The 25,533-nt window shown below is 70.3% G+C and carries 27 protein-coding genes; 8 read left to right on the top strand and 19 right to left on the bottom strand.

Annotated elements, in window-relative coordinates:
• Positions 1-146 precede the first annotated feature (146 nt).
• Positions 147-1,016, top strand: a complete 870-nt coding sequence (locus tag ACZ7CD_RS05925; RefSeq protein WP_360385264.1) for an A/G-specific adenine glycosylase — start codon at positions 147-149, stop codon at positions 1,014-1,016.
• Positions 1,016-1,525, top strand: a complete 510-nt coding sequence (locus ACZ7CD_RS05920; protein WP_458429623.1) for a 2'-5' RNA ligase family protein — start codon at positions 1,016-1,018, stop codon at positions 1,523-1,525. Before ACZ7CD_RS05925 ends, ACZ7CD_RS05920 begins: the two co-directional genes overlap by 1 nt.
• On the opposite strand, the gene ACZ7CD_RS05915 is transcribed toward ACZ7CD_RS05920, so the two are convergent.
• Positions 1,474-2,220 (bottom strand): alpha/beta fold hydrolase, encoded by a 747-nt coding sequence (locus tag ACZ7CD_RS05915; protein ID WP_360385260.1) that lies wholly within the window; start codon positions 2,218-2,220, stop codon positions 1,474-1,476. The two genes, ACZ7CD_RS05920 and ACZ7CD_RS05915, sit on opposite strands and share 52 nt — an antisense overlap.
• Before the next feature lie 15 nt (positions 2,221-2,235).
• Here ACZ7CD_RS05915 and ACZ7CD_RS05910 point away from each other — a divergent pair, with 15 nt between their 5' ends.
• Genes ACZ7CD_RS05910 through ACZ7CD_RS05900 form a run of 3 tightly spaced genes read left to right on the top strand, consistent with a single transcriptional unit; the run spans position 2,236 to position 4,833 of the window.
• Complete coding sequence (locus ACZ7CD_RS05910) at positions 2,236-3,696, top strand: M1 family metallopeptidase (protein ID WP_470378380.1); 1,461 nt, start codon at positions 2,236-2,238, stop codon at positions 3,694-3,696.
• Between the two features lie 10 nt (positions 3,697-3,706).
• Positions 3,707-4,018: an antibiotic biosynthesis monooxygenase family protein gene (locus ACZ7CD_RS05905; protein ID WP_360385256.1), complete on the top strand. Its 312-nt coding sequence runs from the start codon at positions 3,707-3,709 to the stop codon at positions 4,016-4,018.
• 5 nt (positions 4,019-4,023) lie between these two features.
• Positions 4,024-4,833: an SIR2 family NAD-dependent protein deacylase gene (locus ACZ7CD_RS05900; protein ID WP_360385254.1), complete on the top strand. Its 810-nt coding sequence runs from the start codon at positions 4,024-4,026 to the stop codon at positions 4,831-4,833.
• Here ACZ7CD_RS05900 and ACZ7CD_RS05895 read toward each other — a convergent pair.
• The 7 genes from ACZ7CD_RS05895 to ACZ7CD_RS05865 form a co-directional block, all read right to left on the bottom strand.
• The gene (locus ACZ7CD_RS05895) at positions 4,793-5,884 is read right to left on the bottom strand and encodes a hypothetical protein (protein WP_360385252.1); all 1,092 of its coding nucleotides are present in this window, start codon (positions 5,882-5,884) and stop codon (positions 4,793-4,795) included. The two genes, ACZ7CD_RS05900 and ACZ7CD_RS05895, sit on opposite strands and share 41 nt — an antisense overlap.
• 23 nt (positions 5,885-5,907) lie before the next feature.
• A complete protein-coding gene (locus tag ACZ7CD_RS05890) occupies positions 5,908-6,885 on the bottom strand; it encodes an endonuclease/exonuclease/phosphatase family protein (protein ID WP_470378379.1) in 978 nt (325 codons plus the stop codon).
• Positions 6,886-7,032: 147 nt separating this feature from the next.
• Entirely contained in the window at positions 7,033-7,824 is a 792-nt protein-coding gene (locus ACZ7CD_RS05885; RefSeq protein ID WP_458429628.1) for a hypothetical protein, read from the bottom strand.
• Positions 7,825-7,846: 22 nt separating this feature from the next.
• A complete protein-coding gene (locus ACZ7CD_RS05880) occupies positions 7,847-8,983 on the bottom strand; it encodes a hypothetical protein (protein ID WP_470378378.1) in 1,137 nt (378 codons plus the stop codon).
• 7 nt (positions 8,984-8,990) lie between these two features.
• The gene (locus ACZ7CD_RS05875) at positions 8,991-9,311 is read right to left on the bottom strand and encodes a WXG100 family type VII secretion target (RefSeq protein ID WP_360385244.1); all 321 of its coding nucleotides are present in this window, start codon (positions 9,309-9,311) and stop codon (positions 8,991-8,993) included.
• Entirely contained in the window at positions 9,308-9,943 is a 636-nt protein-coding gene (locus tag ACZ7CD_RS05870; RefSeq protein WP_470378402.1) for a YbaB/EbfC family nucleoid-associated protein, read from the bottom strand. The genes ACZ7CD_RS05875 and ACZ7CD_RS05870 overlap by 4 nt, the downstream gene beginning before the upstream one ends.
• Before the next feature lie 247 nt (positions 9,944-10,190).
• Positions 10,191-12,755 carry an ATP-dependent Clp protease ATP-binding subunit gene (locus ACZ7CD_RS05865; protein WP_360385242.1) on the bottom strand — a complete coding sequence of 855 codons (2,565 nt, stop codon included), beginning with the start codon at positions 12,753-12,755 and terminating at the stop codon, positions 10,191-10,193.
• A gap of 318 nt (positions 12,756-13,073) precedes the next feature.
• Between ACZ7CD_RS05865 and ACZ7CD_RS05860 the strand changes: the two genes are divergently transcribed.
• Entirely contained in the window at positions 13,074-13,868 is a 795-nt protein-coding gene (locus ACZ7CD_RS05860) for a (2Fe-2S)-binding protein (RefSeq protein WP_360385240.1), read from the top strand.
• 58 nt (positions 13,869-13,926) lie between these two features.
• Here ACZ7CD_RS05860 and ACZ7CD_RS05855 read toward each other — a convergent pair whose 3' ends face one another.
• From ACZ7CD_RS05855 to ACZ7CD_RS05830, 6 genes are all read right to left on the bottom strand, one after another.
• A complete protein-coding gene (locus ACZ7CD_RS05855; protein WP_360385238.1) occupies positions 13,927-14,724 on the bottom strand; it encodes an ABC transporter ATP-binding protein in 798 nt (265 codons plus the stop codon).
• On the bottom strand, positions 14,721-15,773 hold the full coding sequence (locus ACZ7CD_RS05850; protein WP_360385236.1) for a FecCD family ABC transporter permease: 1,053 nt from the start codon (positions 15,771-15,773) through the stop codon (positions 14,721-14,723). The genes ACZ7CD_RS05855 and ACZ7CD_RS05850 overlap by 4 nt, the downstream gene beginning before the upstream one ends.
• Positions 15,770-16,762 carry a FecCD family ABC transporter permease gene (locus ACZ7CD_RS05845; RefSeq protein WP_470378377.1) on the bottom strand — a complete coding sequence of 331 codons (993 nt, stop codon included), beginning with the start codon at positions 16,760-16,762 and terminating at the stop codon, positions 15,770-15,772. Before ACZ7CD_RS05845 ends, ACZ7CD_RS05850 begins: the two co-directional genes overlap by 4 nt.
• A gap of 333 nt (positions 16,763-17,095) precedes the next feature.
• Positions 17,096-17,449, bottom strand: coding sequence for a histone-like nucleoid-structuring protein Lsr2 (locus ACZ7CD_RS05840; protein WP_360385232.1), 354 nt, complete (start codon positions 17,447-17,449; stop codon positions 17,096-17,098).
• Between the two features lie 112 nt (positions 17,450-17,561).
• Positions 17,562-19,016 (bottom strand): lysine--tRNA ligase, encoded by a 1,455-nt coding sequence (lysS, locus tag ACZ7CD_RS05835; protein WP_360386605.1) that lies wholly within the window; start codon positions 19,014-19,016, stop codon positions 17,562-17,564.
• An 85-nt stretch (positions 19,017-19,101) separates the two neighbouring features.
• A complete protein-coding gene (locus tag ACZ7CD_RS05830; RefSeq protein ID WP_470378376.1) occupies positions 19,102-19,230 on the bottom strand; it encodes a hypothetical protein in 129 nt (42 codons plus the stop codon).
• A gap of 295 nt (positions 19,231-19,525) precedes the next feature.
• On the opposite strand from ACZ7CD_RS05830, the gene ACZ7CD_RS05825 reads away from it, so the two are divergent.
• Positions 19,526-20,278 (top strand): class I SAM-dependent methyltransferase, encoded by a 753-nt coding sequence (locus ACZ7CD_RS05825; protein ID WP_458429632.1) that lies wholly within the window; start codon positions 19,526-19,528, stop codon positions 20,276-20,278.
• Here the strand turns inward: ACZ7CD_RS05825 and ACZ7CD_RS05820 are convergent.
• From ACZ7CD_RS05820 to ACZ7CD_RS05800, 5 genes are all read right to left on the bottom strand, one after another.
• The gene (locus ACZ7CD_RS05820; protein WP_360385228.1) at positions 20,268-21,059 is read right to left on the bottom strand and encodes a type III pantothenate kinase; all 792 of its coding nucleotides are present in this window, start codon (positions 21,057-21,059) and stop codon (positions 20,268-20,270) included. The genes ACZ7CD_RS05825 and ACZ7CD_RS05820 overlap by 11 nt on opposite strands.
• On the bottom strand, positions 21,059-21,547 hold the full coding sequence (panD, locus tag ACZ7CD_RS05815) for an aspartate 1-decarboxylase (RefSeq protein WP_360386602.1): 489 nt from the start codon (positions 21,545-21,547) through the stop codon (positions 21,059-21,061). Before panD ends, ACZ7CD_RS05820 begins: the two co-directional genes overlap by 1 nt.
• Before the next feature lie 10 nt (positions 21,548-21,557).
• Entirely contained in the window at positions 21,558-22,448 is an 891-nt protein-coding gene (gene panC, locus ACZ7CD_RS05810; protein WP_360385226.1) for a pantoate--beta-alanine ligase, read from the bottom strand.
• 1 nt (position 22,449) lies between these two features.
• On the bottom strand, positions 22,450-23,340 hold the full coding sequence (locus tag ACZ7CD_RS05805; protein WP_360385224.1) for a Rossmann-like and DUF2520 domain-containing protein: 891 nt from the start codon (positions 23,338-23,340) through the stop codon (positions 22,450-22,452).
• Positions 23,341-23,442: 102 nt separating this feature from the next.
• Positions 23,443-24,591 carry a PrsW family intramembrane metalloprotease gene (locus ACZ7CD_RS05800; RefSeq protein WP_360385222.1) on the bottom strand — a complete coding sequence of 383 codons (1,149 nt, stop codon included), beginning with the start codon at positions 24,589-24,591 and terminating at the stop codon, positions 23,443-23,445.
• A 30-nt stretch (positions 24,592-24,621) separates the two neighbouring features.
• Between ACZ7CD_RS05800 and ACZ7CD_RS05795 the strand changes: the two genes are divergently transcribed.
• Positions 24,622-25,533, top strand: a complete 912-nt coding sequence (locus ACZ7CD_RS05795) for an SAM-dependent methyltransferase (protein WP_470378375.1) — start codon at positions 24,622-24,624, stop codon at positions 25,531-25,533.

Here is a 25,533-nt window from a genome sequence, read left to right as displayed (position 1 = left end):
GCGTGACATCCAGGGGAACGCGGGACTCCCGCGTGCCCTCCAGGGGAACGCGGGCCCCCCGCGTGACATCCAGGGGCACGCGGGGAGCCTTCGTGCACCACGAGAGTACGAAAGCTCCCCGCGTGCGTTTGCGACAATGGCGAGCGATGAATCACGAGTTGCTGCTGGGCTGGTGGGACACCGCCGCCCGCGACCTGCCGTGGCGCCGACCCGACTGCACCGCCTGGGGTGTGCTGATCAGCGAGATCATGCTGCAGCAGACGCCGGTGAGCCGCGTGGAACCGATCTGGCACGAGTGGCTGGCGAAGTGGCCGGTCCCGAGTGCGATGGCCGCGTCGTCGCAGGGCGAGGTGCTGCGGATGTGGGGCAAGCTCGGCTACCCGAGGCGCGCGCTGCGGTTGCACGAGGCGGCCACGGCCATCGCGCGCGACCACGGCGACGTGGTGCCGTCGGACATCGAGACGCTGGAGTCGTTGCCGGGCATTGGCAGCTACACGGCCCGTGCGGTGGCGACGTTCGCGTACGGGCAGAAGTGCGCCGTCGTGGACACGAACGTCCGCCGGGTCGTCGCGCGCGCTGTGCACGGTGCCGGTGACGCGGGTCCGCCGTCGACCAAGCGAGACCTGCGGGACGTCGAGGCGATCCTGCCCGAGGACCGGGACGACGCCGCCGTGTTCAGCGCCGCCCTGATGGAGCTCGGCGCGTTGATCTGCACGGCGAAGAACCAGAAGTGCGCCGACTGCCCGCTGTACGCGGAGTGCGCGTGGCAGCTGGCCGGGCGGCCCGCCTACGCCGGGCCGGAGAAGAAGGTGCAGAAGTTCGCCGGCACCGACCGGCAGGTGCGGGGCAAGCTGCTCGACGTGCTGCGCGGCGCACCCGGCCCGGTGCCCAAGATCCAGCTCGACCTCGTCTGGAACGACGTCACGCAGCGGGAGAAGTGCCTGGTCTCGCTGCTGGACGACGGCCTGGTCGAGCAGACCCGCGACGGCCTGTTCGCGCTGCCGGGAGAGCACTGATGCACGCGCTGGTGGCGTTCTTCGACGACGACGCGGACAAGAAGGTTCGCGACCTGCAACGACGCATCGGCGTAACACCCGGCTTCCCACCGCACCTCACTTACGCGGCGGCGACGACCATCGGCCAGAAGGTGCGCAAGGAGCTGCGCGAGGACCTCGAACGGCTCTGGCTGCCGGACCTGTGGCTGCACCACCTGGGCACGTTCGCCGCGGTCGACAACGTGCTGATGCTCGCCGCCGTCGTCGACGCCGAGCTGCTGGCCGTCCACTCGGCGATCCACGACGTGCTGGCCGGCAACGTGAAGAACCCCAGCGCCTACTACCTGCCGGGCAACTGGGTCCCCCACTGCACGCTCGTGCACGGTGTCGGCGAAGCGGCGATCCGGGCGGCGTTCGCCGAGGTGTTCCCGGTCGAGCCGATCCGCGCGAAGGTCCGCGAGGTGTCGGTCGTGGACACTCAGACCGGTGAGGTCGACGTGCTCAAGAAGGCCTCCACGGCACCGCGGTAGACCCACGGAGCGGTGGCGTGCACCAGGTGCCCTGCTTCGGGGACGTGGAGGTACTGCCCGCCGCACGACCGCGCCGCCGCCGCCATCTGCCCTGGCAGCTGCCCGCCCTGGCCCGCCTCGATGACGAGCGACGGGCAGCGGACGGCCGCGATCTGGTCCCAGTACGCCCGCGTGCCCCACTCGGCGGCGATCTCGTAGAGGTCGTCCATCGCCGCGATCAGGTGCCAGCCGTCCTCGCGTTCCTCGAAGTACTCGGCGAACACCGGCGCGCCGAAGAACGACGTCACGTGCGCGAGCGACTGGAACGGCACCGGCCAGGCGTCGAAGAACCACTTCCACTCGTCGGTCGTGCGGCCCCTGTTGTCCGGGGCGAAGTCCTCGACCACAATCGCGCTGACCAGGTCAGGACGGGCCGCCGCGAGACACCACGCGTGCAGCCCGCCCATGGAGTGCCCGATCACGACGGCGGGTGCGAGATCGAGCCGCTCGATCGCCGCCGCGGCGTCGGCGACGAAGTCCTCGGTGCGGTAGGGGCCCCGCTGCGGGTTTCGGCCGTGCCCCCGCGCGTCGATCCCGACCACGCGGCCGTGCGGTGTGAGCCACTGCGCGACCGGCCACCAGGCCGTGGCCCTGCTCATCAGGCCGTGCAACAGCAGGACGCCCCGCCCCGTTCCGCCGAACTCCACCACCGACACAGGGATGATTAACGCATGAAGGCCCGTCCGTACCTCGTCGCCCTCGTGCTGGTCGTGCTCGTCGCCGGTCTGCTGGTCGTGTTCCGCACACCCGGCGGTGACCCCGCGCAGCAGCAGCAGCAGCGCCAGGACACGTCACCGCAGGCCGCGGTGGAGGCGGGCGCCGGTGCGGGCGACCCCTACTACCCGGCGGACGGCAACAGCGGCTACGACGTGCGGCTCTACGACCTCGCGATCACCTACGACCCCGGCTCGCAGCGGCTCGACGGCGTCGCGACGATCACCGCGACCGCGACGGACGACCTGGCCAGGTTCAACCTCGACCTGGAGGGCCTCGACGTCAGCGGGGTCGAGGTCGGCGGTCGGCCCGCGAAGTTCGCGCGGGAGGGCGACCACGAGCTCGTGATCACGCCGTCCGCCCCGGTCGCGAAGGGCGGGCAGTTCGTCACCGCCGTCACCTACGGCGGCAAGCCGACCACGATCAACGACGCTTCCCTGGGCCGCAGCGGCTGGCAGGTCTCGTCCACCGGTGGCGCGTTCGCCGCGGGCCAGCCGCACTCGGCGACGACGTGGTTCCCCGCCAACGACACCCCGCGCGACAAGGCCGCGCTGAAGGTCGCCGCCCGCGTGCCGGACGGCTGGTCGGTCGTGTCGAACGGCCTGGAGGGCGAGGTGACGAAGGACGGCGGCTGGTCGACGTTCCGCTGGCAGGAGGACACGCCGCTGGCGACGTACCTGGTCACGGTGGCCATCGACAGGTGGGAGATCGTCCGCTCGCAGCTGCCCGGCGGCACGCCGGTGGTCGACGCCTACGCACCCGGCACGTCCGCGCAGAAGAAGCCGGTCCAGGCGCGGCTGCCGGAGGTCCTCGCGCTGCTGGAGTCGAAGTTCGGCCCGTACCCGCAGCGCGCGGCCGGCAGCATCTGGGTCGCCGACCAGATCGGGTTCTCGCTGGAGACCCAGACCCGGCCGATCTACGCGGCCTGGGCGGACCTGGAGACCGTCGTGCACGAGAACGCCCATCAGTGGTTCGGCGACTCGGTGACGTTGCAGAGCTGGGCGGACATCTGCCTGAACGAGTGCCTGGCGTCGTACTCGCAGTGGCTGTGGGCCGAGCACGAGGGCGAGGACCTCGACGACCGCTACCGCCGCGAGCTGGAGCAGAAGCGCGGCAGCACCCGGTTCTGGTCGCCGAAGCTCTACGACATGGGCCAGGGCAACGAGTTCCGCGGCGTCTACGACAAGGGCATCTTCGCGCTGCACGCGCTGCGCAGGCAGGTCGGTGACGACGTGTTCTTCCCGGCGCTGCGCTCGTGGACCGCGCAGCACCGCGACGGCAACGCGTCCTGGCCGCAGTTCGAGGACCACGTCGCGAAGGCGTCCGGGCAGCAGCTCGACGGGTTCTTCCAGGCGTGGTTCCACGACTCGGGCATTCCGGGTGATCAGTACCTGCTGCCCGGCGTACTCCGCCGCTAGTGTGGGTGGCATGGCAGTCGTGAAGATCAACGCGATCAAGGTTCCCGAGGGCAACGGCCCCGAGCTCGAGAAGCGCTTCGCCGCCCGCCTCGGCGCGGTCGACGAGCAGCCGGGGTTCCTCGGCTTCGAGCTGCTGCGGCCGGTCGCGGGCGAGGACCGCTACTTCGTCGTCACGCACTGGGAGACGCACGAGGACTTCGTCGCGTGGCGCGACGGGCAGGCCGGTGCCGCCGCGCACTCCGGTGAGCGCGCGCGTCCCGTGTCGTCCGGTGCCGACCTGCTGGAGTTCGAGGTCGTGCTCGGGAGCAAGCCCAAGCAGTGACCGCGGTGGACAGCGCCTCCGTCGAGAGAGCCGCTGAGCTGGTCGCCGGCGCGGACGCGGTGCTCGTCTGCGCCGGTGCCGGCATCGGCGTGGACTCCGGGCTGCCCGACTTCCGCGGCACCGAGGGGTTCTGGCGGGCCTACCCGCCGTACGAGCGGCTCGGGCTGCGGTTCGAGGAGCTCGCCGACCCGGCGCACTTCGCCGACGACCCCGCGCTCGCGTGGGGGTTCTACGGCCACCGGCTCGCGCTGTACCGCGACACCGTGCCGCACGAGGGTTTCGCGATCCTGCGGTCGTGGGGTGCGCGCGTCTTCACGTCCAATGTGGACGGCCAGTTCCAGCGGGCCGGGTTCACCGACGTCGCCGAGGTGCACGGGTCGATCCACCACGCGCAGTGCGTGGAACCGTGCTGCGACGACGTCTGGGAGTGCTCGTTCGACGTCGAGGTCGACCCGGAGTCGATGCGCGCGCTCGACCCGTTGCCGACGTGCCCGAACTGCGGCGGGCTGGCCAGGCCGAACATCCTGATGTTCGGCGACTGGGGCTGGGTGCCGCACCGCAGCCAGGCGCAGCTCGACGCGCTCGCGCGGTGGCGGCGGGAGCAGCGGCGGCTGGTGGTGGTCGAGATCGGTGCGGGCACCGCGGTGCCGACCGTGCGGCGGCAGGCCGAGCTGGCCAGTGCCGCCTCCGGTGCGCTGGTCAGGATCAACCCGCGCGAGCCGGAGGTCAGGCACGGCCGGGGCGTCTCGTTGCCGATGAACGCCCTCGAAGCCCTCACGGCAGTTCGCGACTCAATCGGTCGAGGGTCGCGATGACCTCCTGCTGGGTGCCCACGGCCGCGTAGGCCTCCAGTGCGGCGTGCCGCTGCCCGGTGGTCTTGAACGTCACCTCGACCGTGTACGAGCCGCCCCACGCGGTGTACTCGTTCGGCTCGACGCTCGCCTGGTAGGCGTAGGCCGTGCCCTGCGGGAACCGGCTGCGCTGCCAGTACAGGCCCAGGCAGTGCTCACCGCCCTCGGTGCAGCGCAGCAGCGGGCGGTTCTTGTGGTCCCAGTCGTCCACGAACGGCACCGCCCCGCCGTCGACGTAGGTGTACTGGCGGGTGAAGTCCTTCAGCGTGTACGCGACGACCGTCGTGTAGACCTCGCCGAGGTGCGCCGCCGGTTCCGCGTCCTCGACGTGCAGGCCGGCGCCGAGCCGGATGACGTTGTCCCGCACGTCCACGTCCGGGTTGAGCCAGTACCGCGACAGCCCGAGCGGCATCGGGTTGACCGCCTCACCGGCGACGGGAGCGGGGTCCTGGTAGTGCGCCGGGTCGCACGAGTCGAACTTGCTGCGCTCCCCCAGCGGCACGTACATCGCCAGCCTGCTCGCGGCGGCGTAGCTGGTGGGTCCGGTCTTCTCGAACCGGGTGAGCGCGCTGGTGGAGGGGCCGTGGAACGGCGGCGGCTCGTCGTGGTCGTCCTTCTGGCTGCCGGCCTGGGTCGGGTTGTAGCACTCGGTGGTGTGCGGCCGGCCGTCGTTCTGGCCGAGCTTCGCGACCGACGGGCGGACGGCCCACTGCAACGCCGACCCGTGGCCGCCGCTGCCGATGTACTCCCGGCCGCCGTGGCGCACCGAGGCGATGGCACCGGCCAGCGCCGTCGAGGCCGTGACGGACACCCGGTCCGTCGCGATGGTGACGTCGGCGAAGGTGCGGTCCCAGTTCTGCTTGGACGCGCACTGCGTCTTGTAGAGCAACGCGAAGTCGTAGTGCTCCTGGACGCGCATGTCGAACGGGTCGGGAGCCTGGCAGCTGACGGTCTCCTCGGCCTGAGCGGGCGCGAGCAAGCCCCCCAGCAGAGCCGCGGTGGCGAGGATCTTCATGCCGTCGTTGTACCGACAACCCGCTAGCGCGGTACAACGAACTGTGCAACCAGGGCGCGGTGGTCGCTGCCCGGGATGTCGAACACGTCCACGGTGTCGACGGGACACCGCGGGTCCACCAGGACGTGGTCGATCGTGACCGGCGGTGGCCAGATGCCGCTCTGGCTGGGCCACGTGTGCACCAGCCCCTTGCCGACCTGGTCGGCGGCGTCGACGTAGCCCTTGTTGAGCAACCGCGTCATGCCGACGTGGTCCAGCGTGGCGTTGAAGTCGCCCGCGAGCACCCGCATCGAGCCGGTGGAGTCGGGGCTCGGCAGCCCGGCCAGCTCGCGCTGCCACGGCTCCGGCCCCTCGTCGACCACCGGTGGCAGCGGGTGCACCGACACCACCTCGATGTCCTGCGCACCCGGCAGGTCGACCAGTGCCCCTGCCTGCCGCAACGTGCCCGGAGGCGTGAGGTCGCGCCGGGTGAGCGGGAACCGGGACGCGATGCCGGAGCCCGACCCGCCCGGTTCCGGGATGAGGACCTGGTTCGGCAGCACCTGGTCGAGCCCGGCGCGTTGGAGGTCCCGCACCATCGCGGGCGACAGCTCCTGCATCGCGAGCACGTCGATCCGGCGGGCCTTGACCTGCGCGACCACGAACTCGGCGTCCGCCTGGCCCACCAGGAGGTTCGACGTCATCAGCCGGACCTCCTGCCCGACCACGTTCGGCCGCGGGTCCGAGAACGCCCGCGGCACCACGTTCGCGACCAGCACGACGGCCACCAACGTCATCGTCAGCCCCACGACCCACCGTTTGCGGAACAACGCGAACAACCCGATGACCAACCCCGCCACCGTGATGTACGGCGTCAGCGCCGTCGTGGCGATCATGTACCGGGTGCCGTCGATGCCCAGCAGCCGCACCAACGCCGCCGCCACGAACGCGACGGCGCAGATGACCAGCACGAACGTGGTGAAGCCGTTCCTGGGCTGCCTGAGCTCGATCCGGGTGTCCACGTTCGGGGGACGGCCGGTGGCACGGTTGCGTTGCCTCGCGGAACTGTCAGGCCCCTCGTGCATCCTGATCTCAACACCAACTCTCAGGGGGACGAACGGGAGCCGAGGACTGGATGCTCTTCTGCGCATCCGACGACGTCGGTGTGCTCATGCGGCAGAAGCGGGGTTCCTCGGTCTCACACCCGGAAAGCGCTGCAGCAGACCGGTTATCGCGTCGACCTCCTGCAGCAGGCGCTCGGGGTCGATCTGGCCGGGCAGCACCGAGTAGGCGATGCCGCCCTCCAGCGTCAGGTTGTGGAAGTCGTCCGCACCGGCCTCGGCGAGCAACCGCTGCACCACCTCCGGGACGAACATCGCGGCCGCTCGGTGCGGGTCACCGGTGAGGGCTGCGAAAGCCCGGTCCAGGCCCGCGGGAAGCGTCAGTTCACGCCATTCCCGAGACCCACCGTCCGCGACCGGTCGAGGCGCCTCACCAGCCCAGTTCCGCGCCCCTTCGCCCCCACCCGGGGAGCGGACCACCAGCTTCAGCGGCGGGAGCTCGGACGTGGCCACCTCGACACGGCGTTCGTGATGGGTGTTCGCGACGTCGGCGTTGGTCGGGTCCTGCAGCTCGATCGACGCCTCGGTCACCCGGATGCGCCACCCGTGTCGTTCGAAGTCCAACGCGTGCTCGAACCGCGAGTCGGAAACGCGTCCCAGCCAGGCGATCACGTTGCCGTACTCGTGGGCGAACGGGCGGAGGAGCCCGGCGGACCAGGCGCTCACGTCCTCGCCAGGACCCGACGCGGTCCCGCCCATCATCGCCGCGAACCTGGCCAGGTCGGCGGCGTGGTCGGCGGCTTCCCTCCTGGCGACCCGCCACCTCCACCAGAACATCAGCGCCAGCAGCACCACCAAGATCAGGACGAACAGCCCGAGCTTGAGCTCCCACGGTTTCATGCGTCCAGCTCCCCCAGCGTGGTCAGAGGTCCAGGTAACCCTGGATCCGGTGCTTCGGTTCGTCTGTGCCGATCTGGTCGTTCTCGGCTGCCTTCTCCACCGCGGCGATGTTGCGCAAGCCCTTCTCGTGCGACGGGTTGACCTGGGCCAGCGCCTCACCACCCACGGCCTCCACCATCGACTTGCCGAAACCGTGCTTCATCCGCTCCCCCGCGTCGCCCTTGGAGCTGTTGAGCTTGTCGCCCCACTGCCGGTGCACCGCGAACGGGCTGAGGCGCTCCAGGTTCTTGTCGGCGGTCGCGACACCGGCCTTCTTGTCCGCCATGGACTTCTGGAACGCGGTCCGCACGTTCTTGAGGCGGCTGCCCACGTTGCGCAGGAACTCCATGATCTTCTGCAGGAACTGGCGCAGCTTGGCCACGATGCGCGACACCCGCCCGGCGGTGGACGCGACACGCACACCGGTGGCCGCACCTGCCGCCGCGGTGGAGGCACCGAAGCTGGGTGCGGCGGCGGCGAGCGCCGGGACCCAGATGAGGATCAACCAGGTGATCAGCTCGGTGAGGATCGCCTTGATGATGTCCTCGATGATCTGCATGATCATGCTGGAAATCGTCAGCATCTGGGCGAGCTCGCCGGCTTGGCCCGCGACACCGCTGATGCCACTCGCGAACTCACCCAGCCTGGTCGCGGCCATGTCGGCCGTTTCCCCGCCCCAGGTCTGCACGGAGCTGGACAGGTCCTCGTCGAAGTTCTCCCGCAGGGTGGCGACACCCTGGGCGATGGCACCGAAGTTGTCGGCGGCCTGCGACAGCGCCGGGCCGTCGCCGCTGACGAAGTGGATCGCATCCTCCAGCGGCTGGACCACGCTGATGAGGAAGTTCAACCCCTGACCGACCAGCCAGCCGATCGGGTCCATCGCAATGCCCTGCGCCGCCGAGCCGACCGAGCTGAGCAGCGCGCTGCCCTCGGACGCCAGCGTGCTCGCGCCACCGGCCTCGCCACGCTTCTCGAACGCCTCGGACGTCTTGAGGTAGCTGCCGACGAACGGCGTCGCCTCGAGTGCTTTCTCACCCGTGGTCTTCTCGCCGACGGTGATCTCGACGCTGCCGGTCAGGTTCTGCGCGCCCTCGCTGACGTTCGAGGTTTCTTCCGCCATGCCGCGCCTACCCCCTGTCGATCTCGACCTGGAGCCCGTCGAAGATCTGCATCAACGCGTCCTCCTGGTCCTGGTAGCCCTGCGCGGTGCCGCGGAACTTGTCGGCGCCCGACTGCAAACCGTTCTGCATGTCCTTGAACAGCTCGTTCAGGTCGTTCAGCATCTGCGTGTACTCGTCCTTGACGAACAGGCCGATCACGCCCCACGACTTGCCGCCCACGTCCGACTGGCCGACCAGACCGGCGAGCTCGCTCGCGGCGCTGCGGTAACCGTCGAGCTTCCCGGCGAACGCGGTCAGCTCGGCCGGGTTGACGTCGAAGCCGCTCATCGTCCGTCCTCATCGTCGTACAGGTTGAGGTAGCCGCCGCCCTGCTTCGGTGGCGCCGGCGGAGGTGGTTGCTGCGAGCGGGACTGCCACGAGTCCTCGCGCAGCACGTTCTGGTCGGAGAAGTCCTCCGGGGACTCCTGCGCAGGCCGGCGTTGTGGCGGTGGTGGCGGCTGCCGGACCTGTCCCGCCTGCGGCACGGGCGGCGGAACCGGCGCGCGCGGCGGCACGGGCGGTGCGGGAGGAGTCGGCTGGGGCGGCTGCTGGGCCGCAGCCGCGTCCTGCTCGGCGGTGGCGCGGACGAGGTCCTCCTTGGACATGCCGAAGAGCTGCGCCTGGGTTTCCAGCACCTGGTCCTTGAGGTGCATGTCATCGCCCAGCGCGCCTTCGACGATGCCCGCCTGCCGACGGGCTGCCTCGGCGACGGCCTTCTGCAGCGTGGACATCAGTTCGGCGGCCAGTGCGTGCGGTGGGCGGCGCATGGCCAGGTCGGTGAGGCGGATGTCCCTGATGGACCCCGACGGGCCGGCCACGACGGTGACCGCCCTGTCCGCCGAGGTGGCGACGGCTTCCAGCTCGGTGAGCTGCTGCTGCATCTCGCCGATGCCGGCGAACTGCTGGTCCACGCGGTGCATCTGGGCCTGGAACCGCTCGAACTGAGCGACAAGCTGATCAAACTCGGCCGACACTGCCGTGACGCTCCTCAACACTCTCGGGTCAGCGGTGCTCAGCAGTCTGGCAGCGGCCGCACACCGAGGCGGCGAAACGGGCAAATCCACGCGGTCGAGTGACCGCGGCCACCGGCTCCGAACGCGAACCGGCCCCCAGGCGGTGTGCCTGGGGGCCGGTTCGGGTCGTGCCGGTCGTGCTAGTGGTGCTCGGTCACTCGTTCTCGGCGGCCGGCGCGTCCTGCTGCTCGGTGGCAGCGGCGGAGGCGGTCAGGTCGACCGGGGGCGAGTCCGGCACGCGGGTGGGCTTGGCCTCGCCGCGGAACACGAACTTCGCCTTGTCGTGCTGGTCCGACTCGCCGTCCCAGCCCTCGACGTCGGTGATGATGATCTGGCCCGGCTGGATCTCGCCGAACAGGATCTTCTCCGACAGGGTGTCCTCGATCTCGCGCTGGATCGTCCTGCGCAGCGGGCGGGCGCCCAGCACCGGGTCGAAGCCGCGCTTGGCCAGCAGGGACTTGGCCCTGTCGGTCAGCTCGATCGCCATGTCCTTGTTCTTCAGCTGCGTCTCGACGCGGGCGATCATCAGGTCCACCATCTTGATGATCTCGTCCTGAGTCAGCTGGTGGAAGACGATGATGTCGTCGATGCGGTTGAGGAACTCGGGCCGGAAGTGCTTCTTCAGCTCGTCGTTGACCTTGTTCTTCATGCGCTCGTAGTTGGACGCGGTGTCCTGACCCGAGGTGAAGCCGAGGCCGACGGCCTTGCTGATGTCCGACGTGCCCAGGTTCGACGTGAAGATGATGACGGTGTTCTTGAAGTCCACCGTCCGGCCCTGACCGTCGGTCAGGCGGCCGTCCTCCAGCACCTGGAGCAGCGTGTTGTAGACCTCCTGGTGGGCCTTCTCGATCTCGTCGAAGAGCACGACGGAGAACGGCTTGCGGCGCACCTTCTCGGTGAGCTGGCCGCCCTCTTCGTAGCCGACGTAACCGGGAGGGGCACCGAAGAGCCGCGACGCGGTGTACCGGTCGTGGAACTCGCCCATGTCGATCTGGATGAGCGCGTCGTCCTCGCCGAACAGGAAGTTCGCGAGCGCCTTCGAGAGCTCGGTCTTACCGACACCGGACGGGCCGGCGAAGATGAACGAGCCGGAGGGGCGCTTCGGGTCCTTCAGGCCGGCGCGGGTGCGGCGGATCGCCTGCGACACGGCCTTGACCGCGTCGACCTGGCCGATGATCCGCTTGTGCAGCTCGTCCTCCATGCGGAGCAGACGCGTGGTCTCCTCCTCGGTGAGCTTGAACACCGGGATGCCGGTCCAGTTGGCGAGGACCTCGGCGATCTGCTCGTCGTCGACCTCCGCGACGACGTCCAGGTCACCGTCCTTCCACTGCTTCTCCCGCTCGGCCTTCTGGCCCAGGAGCTGCTTCTCCGCGTCCCGCAGCTTGGCGGCGCGCTCGAAGTCCTGCGCGTCGATCGCGGACTCCTTGTCGCGACGCACGTCCGCGATCTTCTCGTCGAACTCGCGCAGGTCCGGCGGCGCGGTCATCCGGCGGATGCGCATGCGGGCGCCCGCCTCGTCGATGAGGTCGATCGCCTTGTCCGGCAGGAACCGGTCGTTGATGTACCGGTCGGCCAGCGTGGCGGCGGCGACGAGCGCGGAGTCGGTGATGGAGACGCGGTGGTGCGCCTCGTACCGGTCGCGCAGGCCCTTGAGGATCTCGATGGTGTGCTCGAGCGACGGCTCGCCCACCTGGATCGGCTGGAAGCGGCGCTCCAGCGCGGGGTCCTTCTCGACGTGCTTGCGGTACTCGTCGAGCGTGGTGGCACCGATCGTCTGCAGCTCACCGCGGGCCAGCATCGGCTTGAGGATGCTCGCCGCGTCGATCGCGCCCTCGGCGGCACCCGCGCCGACGAGCGTGTGGATCTCGTCGATGAACAGGATGATGTCGCCGCGCGTGCGGATCTCCTTGAGGACCTTCTTCAGGCGCTCTTCGAAGTCACCGCGGTAGCGCGAGCCCGCGACCAGCGAGCCGAGGTCGAGCGTGTAGAGCTGCTTGTCCTTGAGCGTCTCGGGCACCTCGCCCTTGACGACCATCTGCGCCAGGCCCTCGACGACGGCCGTCTTGCCGACGCCGGGCTCGCCGATGAGGACCGGGTTGTTCTTGGTGCGGCGGGACAGCACCTGCATGACCCGCTCGATCTCCTTGGTGCGCCCGATCACCGGGTCGAGCTTGCCCTCACGGGCCGAAGCCGTGAGGTTGCGCCCGAACTGGTCGAGGACCAGGGACGACGACGGGGTGCCCTCGCCGCGACCAGGGGCCTCCGACGAGCCCTTCTCCGTCGAGTAGCCGGACAGCAGCTGCAGCACCTGCTGCCGCACCCTGTTGAGGTCGGCGCCCAGCTTCACGAGGACCTGCGCAGCAACGCCCTCGCCCTCGCGGATCAGGCCGAGCAGGATGTGCTCGGTGCCGATGTAGTTGTGTCCGAGCTGCAGCGCCTCGCGCAGCGACAGCTCCAGGACCTTCTTCGCGCGTGGGGTGAAGGGGATGTGTCCACTCGGGGCCTGCTGGCCCTGGCCGATGATCTCCTCGACCTGCTGGCGGACGCCCTCCAGCGCGATCCCCAACGACTCGAGCGCCTTGGCGGCGACACCTTCACCCTCGTGGATCAGACCCAGGAGGATGTGCTCGGTGCCGATGTAGTTGTGGTTGAGCATCCGTGCCTCTTCTTGGGCAAGGACAACCACCCGCCTCGCGCGGTCGGTGAACCTTTCGAACATTCGCACTCCCTGACTGCTGCGTCGGCGGTCCTCGGCTCCACCGATCTACCCTGGTGAGCGCGGCACCGTGGCTCCACTGTAGTGGGCGGTACCGAGGCCTGTGGTTCCCGTCAGCGGACAGTCGCGTCCGTGGAACTCTGACATCAGCATCAACGCAGGTCGGGCCCAGCGGATTCCACAGATCGGGCGATGTCCGCTGAGCGCGAACAACCCCCCGTTGAGCGACGCTGCTGTGACCGGGCCCACCTCAGGGGGCGCGATCGGGTACCTTTTAGGTAAGGTTAGGCAAGCCTCATTCGCTGAGATTGGACTTGCGCGTTGACCGTACCTGCGAGGGTCTCACAGCAGAACCCGCGTGCGTTCACGCCACTGGCCGAATCCGTCGCCCGCCTGGACGTGGGAACCGAGATCCGCTTCGGAGTCCCCCCGTCGGACTGGACGATCTGCTCGGAGCTGGTGGCCGAGCCGTCGCGCTTCGACCTCTGGCGCAAGGACCTCGCCGAGTGGATGGTCGAGCAGCACGGCGAGTCGGACGACCGCGCGACCGCCGGCTACGTGATGGGCTGGTACCTGCACGTCCCCGCCTACCTCGCGAGCCTGCTCTTCCACACCGTCCGCCGCATCCCGTCCCTCAAGCCCGCGGACGTCGCGTTCCGGATCGCCCAGGAAGGCCGCCCGCACCCCGACGGCATCGCGCTGCTCTCCGACGAGTTCGCCTGTCTGCCCGACGACCCGGCCTCGAACCACCCGGCCGCGACCGTCGTGGCGAACGAGGCGGCGCTCGCCGCCCTGTTCCGCGCCCGCTACGCCGCGCACGCCGCGCAGTTCGTGACGTCGTTCGGCCAGGTGGTCCGCTTCGGCCGCCGCACCCTCTGGGCGGCGGCGACGGACATGCTGGAGTACGGCCCCTGGGCCGCGGGCCGGGTGTGCGGCGACGAGACAGCGGGCGTCACCGACGCGGCCCTGCTCCTGCCGGAGAAGCTCGACCCGTTCATCTCCGCGTCGACGCTGCACCTGACGGACGAGGGCTGGAAGCGCCGCCGCCGTTCGTGCTGCTTCCACTACGTGCTGCCGGACGCCGAGCCGTGCACGGCCTGCCCGCGCACGAGCTGAGCTGAGCGCCGCCCCCACCCGATGGGCGGCGCTACGGCCTGAGGCACCGCCGCAGGCGCTACGGCAGGCGGTGACGTGACCCGACCGGCACCACCAGCGGCGTTCCGGCCACCGGGTCCTCGACGACCCGCGCGTCCAGCCCGAACACCTCCAGCAGCATCTCCTCGGTCAGCACCTCCGCGGGCGTTCCCTGCGCCACGATCCGCCCACCGCGCATGGCGACGACGTGGTCCGCGTACCGCGCCGCCAGGTTGAGGTCGTGCAGCACCATCACGATGGTCCGCCCCATCGACGCGTGCAGCTCCTGCACGAGGTCGAGCACGTCGATCTGGTGCGCCAGGTCCAGGTACGTGGTGGGTTCGTCGAGCAGCAGCAGGTCCGTGCCCTGGGCGAGCGCCATCGAGATCCACGCCCGCTGCCGCTGGCCGCCGGACAGCTCGTCCACGGTGCGGTCGGCCAGGTCGGAGATGCCGGTCATCTCCAGGGCCGCGTCGACGGCGGCCGCGTCGTCCGAGGACCACTGCCGGTACCAGGACTGGTGCGGGTGCCGGCCGCGGGCGACCAGGTCCGCGACGGTCAGGCCCTCGGGGGCGGACGGCGCCTGGGGCAGCATGCCGAGCACCCGCGCCACCTCGCGCGTGGGCATCGAGTCGATCGCCTTGCCGTCCAGCAGCACCGCGCCGGACCGGGCGGGCAGCAACCGGCCGAGTGCGCGCAGCAGCGTGGACTTGCCGCAGCCGTTCGGGCCGATCACGGCCGTCACGGTGCCGCCGAGCACCGCCAGGTCCAACGAGTCGACGACCAGCCGTTCGCCGTAACCGACCGACAGCGACGTGGCCTCAAGACGCACACTCATACCCGCGCCTCCCGGCGGCTCCGAACCAGCAGGTACATCAGATAGGGGGCGCCGAGCACCGCCGTCACGACGCCGACGGGGAGCTCGGTGCGGTAGATCGTGCGGGCGACCAGGTCGGAGAGCATGACCAGGGCGCCGCCGATGACGACCGAGCCGAACAGCGGGGGCTGGGCGGTGCCGGCCAGGCGCAGGGCGATCTGGGGCGTGGCCAGCGCGACGAACGTGATCGGGCCCGCCGCGGCGGTGGCCACGGAGGCCAGGACGATCGCGACGACGATCAGGAACGAGCGGGCCGGGTTCACGCGGATGCCCAGGCCGCGGGTGGTCTCGTCGCCGAACTGGAGCGCGCCGAGGACGTGGCCGCCGACCAGGGCGACGGGGACCAGCACGGCCAGCGCCAGCGCGACCGGGACGACGTGCTCCCAGCCGCGGCCGTTCAGCGAGCCGGTGATCCACACCATCGCGCGGCCGGCGTCCTGGACGTCGCCGACGGTCAGCAGGTAGTGGGTGAAGTTGCCGGCCACGGCGGTGACGCCGATGCCGACGAGCACCATCCGGAAGCCCTCGATGCCCTTGCGCCACGCCAGCGCGTAGACGAGCAGGCCCGCGGTCAGGCCGCCGAGCAGACCCGCCAGCGGCACGCCGATCGACGCGGCGCTGCCGGTCACCACGCCGAGCGAGCCGGCGAACGTGATCACCGAGACCGCGCCGGCACCCGCACCCCAGGTGACGCCGAGGATGTCGGGTGAGGCCAGCGGGTTGCGCACGATCGCCTGGAAGATCGCGCCGGACAGGCCGAGCGCGGCGCCGACGAGCAGGCCGGTCAGCGCGCGGGGCATGCGCAGCTCGAAGACCACGAACTGGTCGCGGCGCGAGCCACCGCCCAGCAGGGTGTCCACGACCTGCGCGGCGGTCAGCGGGAAGTCGCCGATCATGATGTCGGCGACGAACAGGGCCGCGAGCACGACCAGGGCGCACGCCACCACCAGCAGCGGGCGGCGGCGGAGCTTGAACGAGGTGGCCCCGACCCTCAGCGCGGTGGCGGTCAAATCTTCACCAGCCTCTTGCGGCGCACCAGGAAGATGAAGAACGGGGCGCCGAGCAGCGCCAGCACCACACCGACCTCCACCTCGGACGGACGGGCGACGACGCGGCCGACGACGTCGGCCACGAGGACCAGGACCGCGCCGAGCACCGCCGAGAACGGCAGGATCCAGCGGTAGTCCGGCCCGGTGAACGCACGCGCGATGTGCGGCACGACGAGTCCCACGAACCCGATGGGCCCGCACGCGGCGACGGCGGCGCCCACCAGCAGCGTGATCGCGAGGATGCCCAGCGACCGGGTGCGGCTGACGTTCACGCCGAGCGACCGCGCCACGTCCTCACCGAGCGAGAGCGCGTTGAGCCCCGGCGCGTTGAACGCCGCCACGACCAGACCGGCCAGCAGGAACGGCAGCACCTGCGTCAGCACCGACAGGTCGCGGCCGGCGATCCCGCCGAGCTGCCAGAACCGGAACGCGTCGAGCGACTGCTGGTCGAGCAGCACGATCGCCGACACCAGACCGTTCATCAGCGCCGATACGGCGGCACCGGCCAACGCCAGCGTCACGGGCGATGGACCCGCACGCCCGGCCGAGCCGAGCGCGAACACCAGCACGCTCGCGACCATCGCGCCGGCGAAGGCGAACCAGATGTAGCCGTACAGCGACGAGACGCCGAACAGGAAGATCGACAGCACCACGGCCAGCGCGGCGCCGTGCGTGACGCCGAGGATGCCGGGGTCCGCCAGCGGGTTGCGCGTGTGGCCCTGCATCAACGCGCCGCCGACGCCCAGCGCGATCCCGACGGCGATGCCGATCAGGGTGCGCGGGACGCGAAGCTCGCGGACGATCACGTCGTCCTCGACGCCGGTCGGTGTGAACAGCCCGTGCCACACGGCGGAGAGCGGGATGTCCTTCGAGCCGACCGCGATGCTCACCAGCGCCACAGCGACCAGCACGACCAGCAGGAAGAGCAGGCCCGACGACCTACGACCCAAGGCCCACCCTCCTGTACTCCTCAAGGAGAGGTAAGCCTAACCGAACCGACCGGGCGGTCGGCCGCGCAGTCCCGTTGCCCTCGTCACGCGGACGCACGCCCCGCAGAACGCCCAGGCGAGAACAGCGGAACAACGGCCGTCGGACGATCGAGGAAGAATATTCCACGGAAACGTTCTCGGCTCATCCGAACGTGAACCGAGAAAGTCGTTTGGACAGCACCGGTTCCCGGACGGGTCACACCAGCGTCCCCCGGAAGTAGTTGAGTGGTCACTCAAATAGCACGAAGGGGTTCCGGGAATGCGCCCCGGAACCCCTTCGTGCTTTACCGAATTTCAGCCCTGCTGGTGGTAGGCGTCGAGCACCTCGGCCGGGATGCGACCCCGGTCCGACACCTTCATGCCCTGCTTGCGGGCCCACTCGCGAATGGCCTGGTTCTGCTCGCGGTCAGCCGATGCCGGACGCGCCTTCACGCTCGCCGGACGGCCGGGTCCAGTGCCGGTGCGCTTGCGACCACCCGCGCGGCGGGCACCCGCCACGTAGTCGGACAAGGCGTCCCGCAGTTTGCCCGCATTGCCCGAGGAAAGGTCGATCGTGTAGCTGACACCGTCCAGCCCGAACTCGACGGTCTCCTCCGCAGTGGAGCCGTCCAGGTCGTCGACGAGGGTCACCGTGACCTTCTGCGCCATGCGTATCCTCCTGGACCCCGAATGCGCGGTCACCCGCACGCCAACTAATGCCCTGCGGACGCAGGTTAGCGCACAGGTGCCGCATTGCACCTATCGACTCGCGAAAAGTTACTCATTCAGGGCGAACGAGCGGGAACAAGATGGTCTCTCGGATACCCAGCCCGGTCAGTGCCATCAGCAGCCGATCGATCCCCATTCCGACACCACCACTCGGTGGCATTCCGTACTCCAGTGATCGCAGAAAGTCTTCGTCGACCGGCATGGCCTCGTTGTCGCCGGCCGCGGCAAGGCGGGCCTGCGCTTCGAGGCGTTCCCGCTCGATCACCGGGTCCACCAGTTCGGAGTAACCGGTGCCGAGTTCGAATCCGCGGACGTAGAGGTCCCACTTTTCGGCGACACCCGGCTTGGTGCGGTGCTGCCTGGTCAGCGGCGACGTCTCCACCGGGTAGTCGCGCACGAACGTGGGCAGGTAGAGCGAGTCGCACACCAGGTGCTCCCACAGCTCCTCGACCAGCTTGCCGTGCCCGAACTTCGGGTTGACCTCCAGTTCGTGGCGGTCACAAAGCTTGCGGAGCACCTCGGCCGGCGTCTCGGGGGTGATTTCCTCACCGACGGCTTCGGACAACGACTCGTAGATGCTGATCGTCCGCCATTCGCCTGACAGGTCGTACTCCGTGCCGTCGGCGAGGGTGACAATCTGCGAGCCCGTCACGGCTTCCGCGGCTTCCTGGATCAGCTCGCGGGTCAGCACGGCGTTCGTGTCGTAGGTCGCGTACGCCTCGTAGTACTCCAGCATCGAGAACTCGGGCGAATGAGACGAGTCGACACCCTCGTTGCGGAAGTTGCGGTTGATCTCGAAGACCTTCTCGATCCCGCCGACCACGCAGCGCTTCAAGTACAGCTCCGGCGCGATGCGCAGGAACAGGTCGATGTCGAGCGCGTTCGAGTGCGTGATGAACGGACGCGCCGACGCACCGCCCTGCAGCGTCTGCAACATCGGCGTCTCGACTTCGAGGAAACCGCGCCGGTGGAACGACTCCCGCAAGGAACGGACGACGTTCGCGCGGGTCCGAACGGTGTCACGCGCGAGGGGCCGCAGGATCAGGTCGACGTAACGCTGGCGAATGCGGGTTTCCTCGCCGAGTTCCTTGTGCGCGACCGGGAGCGGGCGCAACGACTTCGACGTCAGCTGCCACGCGTCGGCCATCACGGAAAGCTCACCGCGGCGCGAGCTGATGACCTCGCCGTGCACGAAAACGTGGTCGCCGAGGTCGACGTCGCTCTTCCACTCGGAAAGCGCTTCTTCACCCACACCGGCGAGGCTCAGCATCGCCTGCAGTTCGGTGCCGTCACCTTCCCTCAGGGTGGCGAAGCACAGCTTTCCGGTGTTGCGCAGGAACATCACCCGGCCGGTCACTCCGACGACCTGACCGGTCTGCGTGTCGGGCTCCAGTTCCGGGTGCGTCTCGCGAATCTCGCGCAACGTGTGCGTGCGCCCGACTTCGACCGGATACGGCTCCTTGCCGGAAGCGAGCAGCCGCGCACGCTTCTCCCGGCGCACGCGCATCTGCTCGGGCAGGTCTTCTTCGCTGGTCACGGGGTTTTGCTTCGGCTGCTCACTCACGCCGAGAAGGGTACGGAAGGGCGGGAGGTCAGGGCGAACCGGATACCCGTTGCACCAGCTCGCCACCGATCCCGAGATCGACGAGGAACCGACGCGCGAGCTCTGCTTCCGCGGGGGTGCAGTCGAGGAGGACCTTCACCTCCACGTCCTGCTTCACCACGTCCCTGCTCGCCGAGCCGCGCTTTCCGCATCCCGGAACCTGAGAAGTGCACGCGGGGAGCTTTCGTGCGCTCTGAGGGTACGCAGGGCCCCCGCGTGACCGGAAAGGGGAACGCGGGGCCCCCGCGTGACCGGAGAGGGGAACGCAGGACTCCCGCGTGCCCGTGAGGGGAACGCGGGACTCCCGCGTGACCAGCGAGGAGCGCGAGAGGGCGGGCGTGCGGCGGGATGGCGTGACGCGGGGAACCCGACCGGACCATTTCGGACACCGGGCCGGTCACTAAGTTGGACGGATGGATCTACACGCGAGGCGAGCTGACTCGTTCGGCGCGCAGGCGGAGGCCTACGCCGAACACCGGCCGGACTACCCCTTGGCGGCGATCCGGTGGGCTTTGGAGCCGCTGGCACAGGACAGGCGCCTGGACGTCCTGGACCTGGCCGCCGGCACCGGCAAGCTCACCGCGGGACTGGTCGCGGAGGGCCACTGCGTCACCGCGGTCGAGCCCAACGAGCAGATGCTGTCGGAGCTCGTGCGCCGGGTGCACGACGTGCGCGCGTTGCCCGGCCATGCCGAGCACATCCCGGTGCCGGACCAGACGGTCGACGCGGTGCTGGTCGGGACCGCGTTCCACTGGTTCGACCACGCGAAGGCGATGCCGGAGATCGCCCGCGTGCTGCGGCCCGGCGGGGTGGTGGCGGCGATGTGGAACGAGCCGGACACGTCGGTCGAGTGGGTGGCGGAGTTCGAGCGGGTGTCGGCGAACAGCATCGAGATGAACCGGCAGGACCCCACGGGCCTCCTGGCCCACCCGTTGTTCGGCACGCCTGAGCGGCAGGTGTTCCAGCACGCGCAGCACCGGGACTCACCGGAGGCGCTCATCGCCACCGTGAACACCCATTCGCGGATGCTGGTCGTCAGCGCCGAGGAACGCGAAGCGGTCAACGAGAAGATGCTCGCGTTCCTGCGTTCGCGGCCGGAGACGTCGAACGGGCCGTTCGACGTCCCCATGCTCACGGACGTGACACGGATGGTCGTCAGCGGCTGACGAGGTTGCGCTCGAACACCAGGCGCAGCCCCAGCAGGGTCAGGTCGGGCACGTGGTGCGCGATCGTCGAGGACTCCGCCACGACCAGCGGGGCCAGGCCACCGGTCGCGATCACCGTGACCGGGCCGGGGTCGGTCTGCTGGAGCTCCTGGGTGATCAGCCGCACCAGTCCGTCGACCTGGCCGACGAACCCGTAGACGATGCCGGACTGCAGGCACTCCACGGTGTTCTTGCCGATGACGTTGCGCGGGCGGACCAGCTCCACCTTGCGGAGCTGGGCCGCGCGCGCGGCGAGGGCATCGACGGAGATCTCGATGCCGGGCGCCAGCGCGCCGCCCAGGAACTCGCCGCGCGAGGAGATCACGTCGAGGTTCGTGGACGTGCCGAAGTCGACCACGACGCACGAGGTCGCGTAGAGGTGGTGCGCGGCCAGCGTGTTGATCACGCGGTCGGAGCCCACCTCCTTCGGGTTGTCCACGAGCAGCGGCACGCCGGTCTTCACGCCCGGCTCCACCAGCACCTTCGGCACGGTGTCGTAGTAGCGGCCGAGCATCACCCGCAGCTCGCGCAGCACCGCGGGCACGGTGGACAGCGCGGAGATGCCGGTGATCTTGTCGGCGTACTCGCCGAGCAGGCCGCGCATGGTCAGCGCGAGCTCGTCGGCGGTCATGCGGGCGTCGGTGCGCATCCGCCAGTCGCGCACGAGCGGCGCGGAGTCGCCCACGCCGTCGTAGAGACCGAGCACGATGTTGGTGTTGCCGACGTCGATGGCGAGCAGCACTAGGAGATCTCCTGCTTCAGGTTCTCGGCCTGGATCAACGCGTCCAGCGCGGTCGCCTCAACGGTCTCAGATGACGGGGCGCTCGTGGAGCCGTTCACCAGTCCGGAGCCCTCGGGGGCGTGCGCCGGGTCGGTGCCGAGGTCCACGACCTTGTTGTCCGCGTCCACGAACACGACGCGCGGCTTGTAGGTGCGGGACTCGGCGTCGTCCATCTGCCCGTAGGCGATGAGGATGACGATGTCACCGGGGTGCACCAGGTGCGCGGCGGCACCGTTGATGCCCAGCACGCCCGTGCCGCGCTCACCGGGGATGACGTAGGTCTCCAGGCGCGCGCCGTTGGTGACGTCGACGATCGCGACCTGTTCGCCGGCGAGCAGGTCGGCGGCCTCCATCAGGTCCTCGTCGACCGTCACCGAACCCACGTAGTGCAGGTCGGCCTGCGTCACCGTGGCGCGGTGGATCTTGGACTTCAGCATCGTGCGGAACATGGCCATCCCCCTACTCGTCGCCTTCGCCGAGCAACACCGCGATGTTGTCGATCAGGCGGGTGGTGCCGACGCGGGCCGCCACGAGCAGCCGCGCGTCGCCGTTCTCCGGCGCGGGACCGAGGTCGACCCCGCGCAGCTCCAGGTAGTCGAGCTCGACCTCCGGCACCTGCGCCAGCACGTCGTGCGCGGCCTTGAGCACGGCGTCCGCGCCCTGCGCCGACACGTGCGCGCCCGCGGTCAGGGCGGCCGACAGCGTCACGGCGTGCTGGCGCTGCTCGGGGCTCAGGTAGGCGTTGCGCGACGACAGGGCGAGACCGTCGTGCTCGCGCACCGTCGGCACGCCGACGACGTCGAGCGGGAAGTTCAGGTCGCGCGCCATCTTGTGGATCAGCTGGAGCTGCTGGTAGTCCTTCTGCCCGAACACCGCGTACGTGGGCTGCACGATGTTGAACAGCTTCCCGACGACCGTGAGCACGCCCGCGAAGTGACCGGGGCGGACCGCGCCCTCCAGCTCGTCGCCGAGCGGACCGGGGTGCACGGTGACCTGGGCGCCCTCCGGGTACATGTCCTCGACGGACGGCGCGAAGACCAGCCCGACCCGCTCCGCGCGGCAGATGTCCACGTCGGACTCGAACTGCCGCGGGTACTTGTCCAGGTCCTCGTTCGCGCCGAACTGCAGCGGGTTCACGAAGATCGACACCACGACCACCGTGTTCTGCATGACCTGGGCCTCGCGGATCAGCTGCCGGTGCCCGGCGTGCAAGGCGCCCATGGTGGGCACCAGTGCCACGTTGCGTCCGGCGTTGCGCAGCGCGCGCACGACCCGGTTCAGCCGCGCGGGGTCGCGGTGCACCGTGACGTCGTCGGGGCGGAAGTCGTCCTTGGTCAGGGGCTTGGTCACGTCAGTCCTCGAGAGTGGTGCGAACGTCGTCGGCCGCGTCGGGCTTGAGCAGCCCGGAGCGTTCGGCCCGCTCGGCGGTGCGCCGGGCGAGCACGCGGTAGCTGGGCAGGGTGTCGGGTGCCTGCTCGGCCAGCACGGTGAGGTGCTTGCGCAAGGTACCCGTGTCGCCGCGGGCGACCGGACCGGTGAGGGCCCGGTCGCCGTGGCGCAGCGAGTTGTCGAGCGCGGCCGACAGCAACGGCCCGAGCAGGCGCTCGGCGTTGGCGACGCCCGCGTTGGTGAGCAGGTCCGCGGCGTCGCGGACCAGCGTGATCAGGTGGTTCGCGCCGTGGGCCAGCGCGGCGTGGTAGAGCGGGCGGACGGCCTCCGGCACGCGCACCGGTTCGGCGTCCATCTCCACGACCAGCGCCTCGCCGACGCTCCACGCCACCTCGTCGCCGTCCGCGGCGGTCACGCCGACGCACGCCGAGCTCATCCGCTGGAGGTCCTCCGACCGGCCGGTGAAGGTCATGACGGGGTGCAGCGCGAGCGTCAGCGCGCCCAGCTCGGCGGCGGGTTCGAGCACGGCCACGCCCTGCGCGCCGCTGGTGTGCACGACGATCTGCCCCGCGCGCAACGAGCCCGTGGCGACCAGTCCGCGCACCAGGCCGGCCAGCTCGTCGTCCGGGACGGCCAGCAGCACCAGGTCGGCGCGCTGGGCGACCTCGGTGGGGTCGGCGATGGCGACGCCGGGCAGCAGCTCCTCCGCGCGGGCGAGGGAGGCCCGGGAGACGGCGGCGGCGCCGACGACCACGTGACCGGTTCTGGCCAGCGCGGCGCCCAGCACCGAGCCGACCCGGCCGGCCGAGATGACGCCGACGGCGAGCCTGGCCGGACGAGGGGTCGCGTCCATGCGACTAACTCCTTCTGACGTTCCAGTCCCGGTTCGGGTACCAGACGACGCCGCCGAGGGTAATCCCGCACGTCCCGGCGCGTGGCCGGGCGGTGACCGGACTCACCCGCGGGCGGCGGACCTGGCCGCGTGCAGCGTGTCGAGCAGCACGCCGTGCCGGCTCTCGGCGCTCTGTCCGGCGGTGCCCTGCTCGATGCGGTGGCGCAGGAACGCCAGCTCCGTGACGGCCACCTGGTAGTTCCGCACGGACCTGGCCGCGGCGTCACCGGACTTGCGCTTGACCGCCCGCAGCCAGTTCCTGCGGCCGTTGAGGCTCGCCAGCAACGCGACCTCGCTGTTCGCGATCCACCGGTTCTGCGCCATCGCCGCGAGCTGGCCCGCCACGATCCGCTGCTCCCGGCGGCGCTGCCACACGACGATCGCGACCGCGCCCGCGAACAGCGGCACCATGACCAGGAAGTACAGGTTGATGAACGCCGACCCGGTCTCGACCTTGGTCATCGCGTTCCAGCCCGCGTGCAGGCCGACCGCGGCCAGGTACCCGGCGATCGGCGCGACGACGCGGGTCGCGGCCCTGCTGGAGCTCGCCGCGATGCCGACGCCGATGCCGGTCATCGACGTGAACAGCGGGTGCGCGAACGGCGAGAGCACGCCGCGCAGCAGGAACAGCGCGACCACACCGCCCTCCAGGTCGCCGAAGCCCTGCTGGGCGAAGATCCGGCCGAAGTACCAGATGTTCTCGGTGAACGCGAAGCCCGCCGCGGTGATGCCCGCGTAGACCATGCCGTCGACGACGCCGTCGAACTCGTGCCTGCGCCGCAGGTAGACGGCGATCAGGAAGGCCGCCTTGGTCGCCTCCTCCACCACCGGCGCGCCGATGAGCAGCGTGAAGTCGCCGCCTCCGCCGTGGGTGAGGATGTCGCCGACCACGCGCGAGGTCTGGTTGAACACCAGCGAGCTGATCGTCGCGCCGCACGCGCCCCAGAAGAACGCGAAGAGCAGCATCTTCGCCGGTTCCGGCTCCCACCGGTCGATCCACAGGAACGCGCTGACCACGAACGCGACCGGGATCAGCGCGGCGGCGGCACCGACGAGGATCGGCTCCAGCCCGATGCTCGTCGACCCGAGCGCGAACAGCACGAGACCCGCCGCGGCCAGGGCGATCAGCCCGACGACGGGGAACAGGACGGTCCAGCGGCGCTGTTCGATGCGCTTGCGGCCCGGCGTCGGCGAGAGGTCGGCGTCGTTCACGAGAAATGACCTTAGATGCACACTTGTCCGGTGTTCGATCCGGAAGCCGCTTGGCACGCCGCGCTGTACGGCCCCGATGGCTTCTTCGCCCGCGGTGAGAAGCCGTCCGCGCACTTCCGCACGTCTGTGCTGGTCGGGCCGGAGCTGGCGGAGGCGCTGCTGGTGCTGCTCGCACGCGTGGACGCGGCGCTCGGATTTCCCCCGGTCGTGGACTTCGTGGACGTCGGCGCGGGCGGCGGCGAGCTCGCGTTCGCCGTCCGGCGGCTGGCGGCCGGGTCGCTGGCCGCGCGGCTGCGGGTGACGGCGGTCGAGCTCGGTCCGCCGGTGGAGCTGCCGGGGGTGCGGTGGACGGCGGAGGTGCCGTCGTGCACCGGGTTGCTGGTCGGGCACGAGTGGCTGGACGCGATCCCGTGCCCCGTGGTGACCGGCCCGAGCGACGACCCGTGGATCGCGCGGTGGTGGCCGTTGGCCGACGGTGAGCAGGCGGAGGTCGGGGCGCCCCGCGACGCCGCCTGGGCCGCGGCGGTCTCGCGGGTGCGCGGTGCGGCGCTGGCGGTCGACTACGGGCACCTGGTGTCGTCCCGCCGGTTCACGCTGACGGGTTACCGCGCCGGTCGGCAGGTGCCACCGGTGTTCGACGGTTCCTGCGACATCACCGCGCACGTGGCGCTCGACGCGTGCGCGGAGGCGGCCGGCGGTGACCGGGTGCTGGTGTCGCAACGGGACGCGCTCGCCGCACTGGGGCTGACCGGTGAGGTCACCGGGTCGGGCTGGGAGTGGCTGGAGTCGGTGGCGCGGGCGGGCCGGATCGCGGAGCTGCGCGACCCGGCGGGGCTGGGCGCGTTCGGGTGGCTGCTGCACGGCCGCGGTGTCGCGGTGGCGGACCTGCTGCCGGAACTGCCGCCCTGGCGTCCGATACCCGCCAGCACCGCCGACGTCTGA

It is taken from the genome of Lentzea sp. NPDC036949, from assembly GCF_055608075.1.
The sequence above is the reverse complement of the archived record's forward strand: the minus strand, read 5'-3'. Positions and strand labels throughout refer to the sequence as shown.

Coding starts and splice junctions, on each gene's coding strand:
- ACZ7CD_RS05880 (WP_470378378.1), bottom strand. CDS start 8,983: ATGGCGGAAGAAACCTCGAACGTCAGCGAGGGCGCGCAGAACCTGACC.
- lysS (WP_360386605.1), bottom strand. CDS start 19,016: ATGCGCGTGCGCCGGGAGAAGCGTGCGCGGCTGCTCGCTTCCGGCAAG.
- ACZ7CD_RS05805 (WP_360385224.1), bottom strand. CDS start 23,340: ATGGACGCGACCCCTCGTCCGGCCAGGCTCGCCGTCGGCGTCATCTCG.
- ACZ7CD_RS05825 (WP_458429632.1), top strand. CDS start 19,526: ATGGATCTACACGCGAGGCGAGCTGACTCGTTCGGCGCGCAGGCGGAG.
- ACZ7CD_RS05910 (WP_470378380.1), top strand. CDS start 2,236: ATGAAGGCCCGTCCGTACCTCGTCGCCCTCGTGCTGGTCGTGCTCGTC.
- ACZ7CD_RS05840 (WP_360385232.1), bottom strand. CDS start 17,449: ATGGCGCAGAAGGTCACGGTGACCCTCGTCGACGACCTGGACGGCTCC.
- panD (WP_360386602.1), bottom strand. CDS start 21,547: ATGTTCCGCACGATGCTGAAGTCCAAGATCCACCGCGCCACGGTGACG.
- ACZ7CD_RS05905 (WP_360385256.1), top strand. CDS start 3,707: ATGGCAGTCGTGAAGATCAACGCGATCAAGGTTCCCGAGGGCAACGGC.
- ACZ7CD_RS05870 (WP_470378402.1), bottom strand. CDS start 9,943: ATGCACCGCGTGGACCAGCAGTTCGCCGGCATCGGCGAGATGCAGCAG.
- ACZ7CD_RS05865 (WP_360385242.1), bottom strand. CDS start 12,755: ATGTTCGAAAGGTTCACCGACCGCGCGAGGCGGGTGGTTGTCCTTGCC.
- ACZ7CD_RS05925 (WP_360385264.1), top strand. CDS start 147: ATGAATCACGAGTTGCTGCTGGGCTGGTGGGACACCGCCGCCCGCGAC.
- ACZ7CD_RS05855 (WP_360385238.1), bottom strand. CDS start 14,724: ATGAGTGTGCGTCTTGAGGCCACGTCGCTGTCGGTCGGTTACGGCGAA.
- ACZ7CD_RS05885 (WP_458429628.1), bottom strand. CDS start 7,824: ATGAAACCGTGGGAGCTCAAGCTCGGGCTGTTCGTCCTGATCTTGGTG.
- ACZ7CD_RS05895 (WP_360385252.1), bottom strand. CDS start 5,884: ATGAAGATCCTCGCCACCGCGGCTCTGCTGGGGGGCTTGCTCGCGCCC.
- ACZ7CD_RS05875 (WP_360385244.1), bottom strand. CDS start 9,311: ATGAGCGGCTTCGACGTCAACCCGGCCGAGCTGACCGCGTTCGCCGGG.
- ACZ7CD_RS05920 (WP_458429623.1), top strand. CDS start 1,016: ATGCACGCGCTGGTGGCGTTCTTCGACGACGACGCGGACAAGAAGGTT.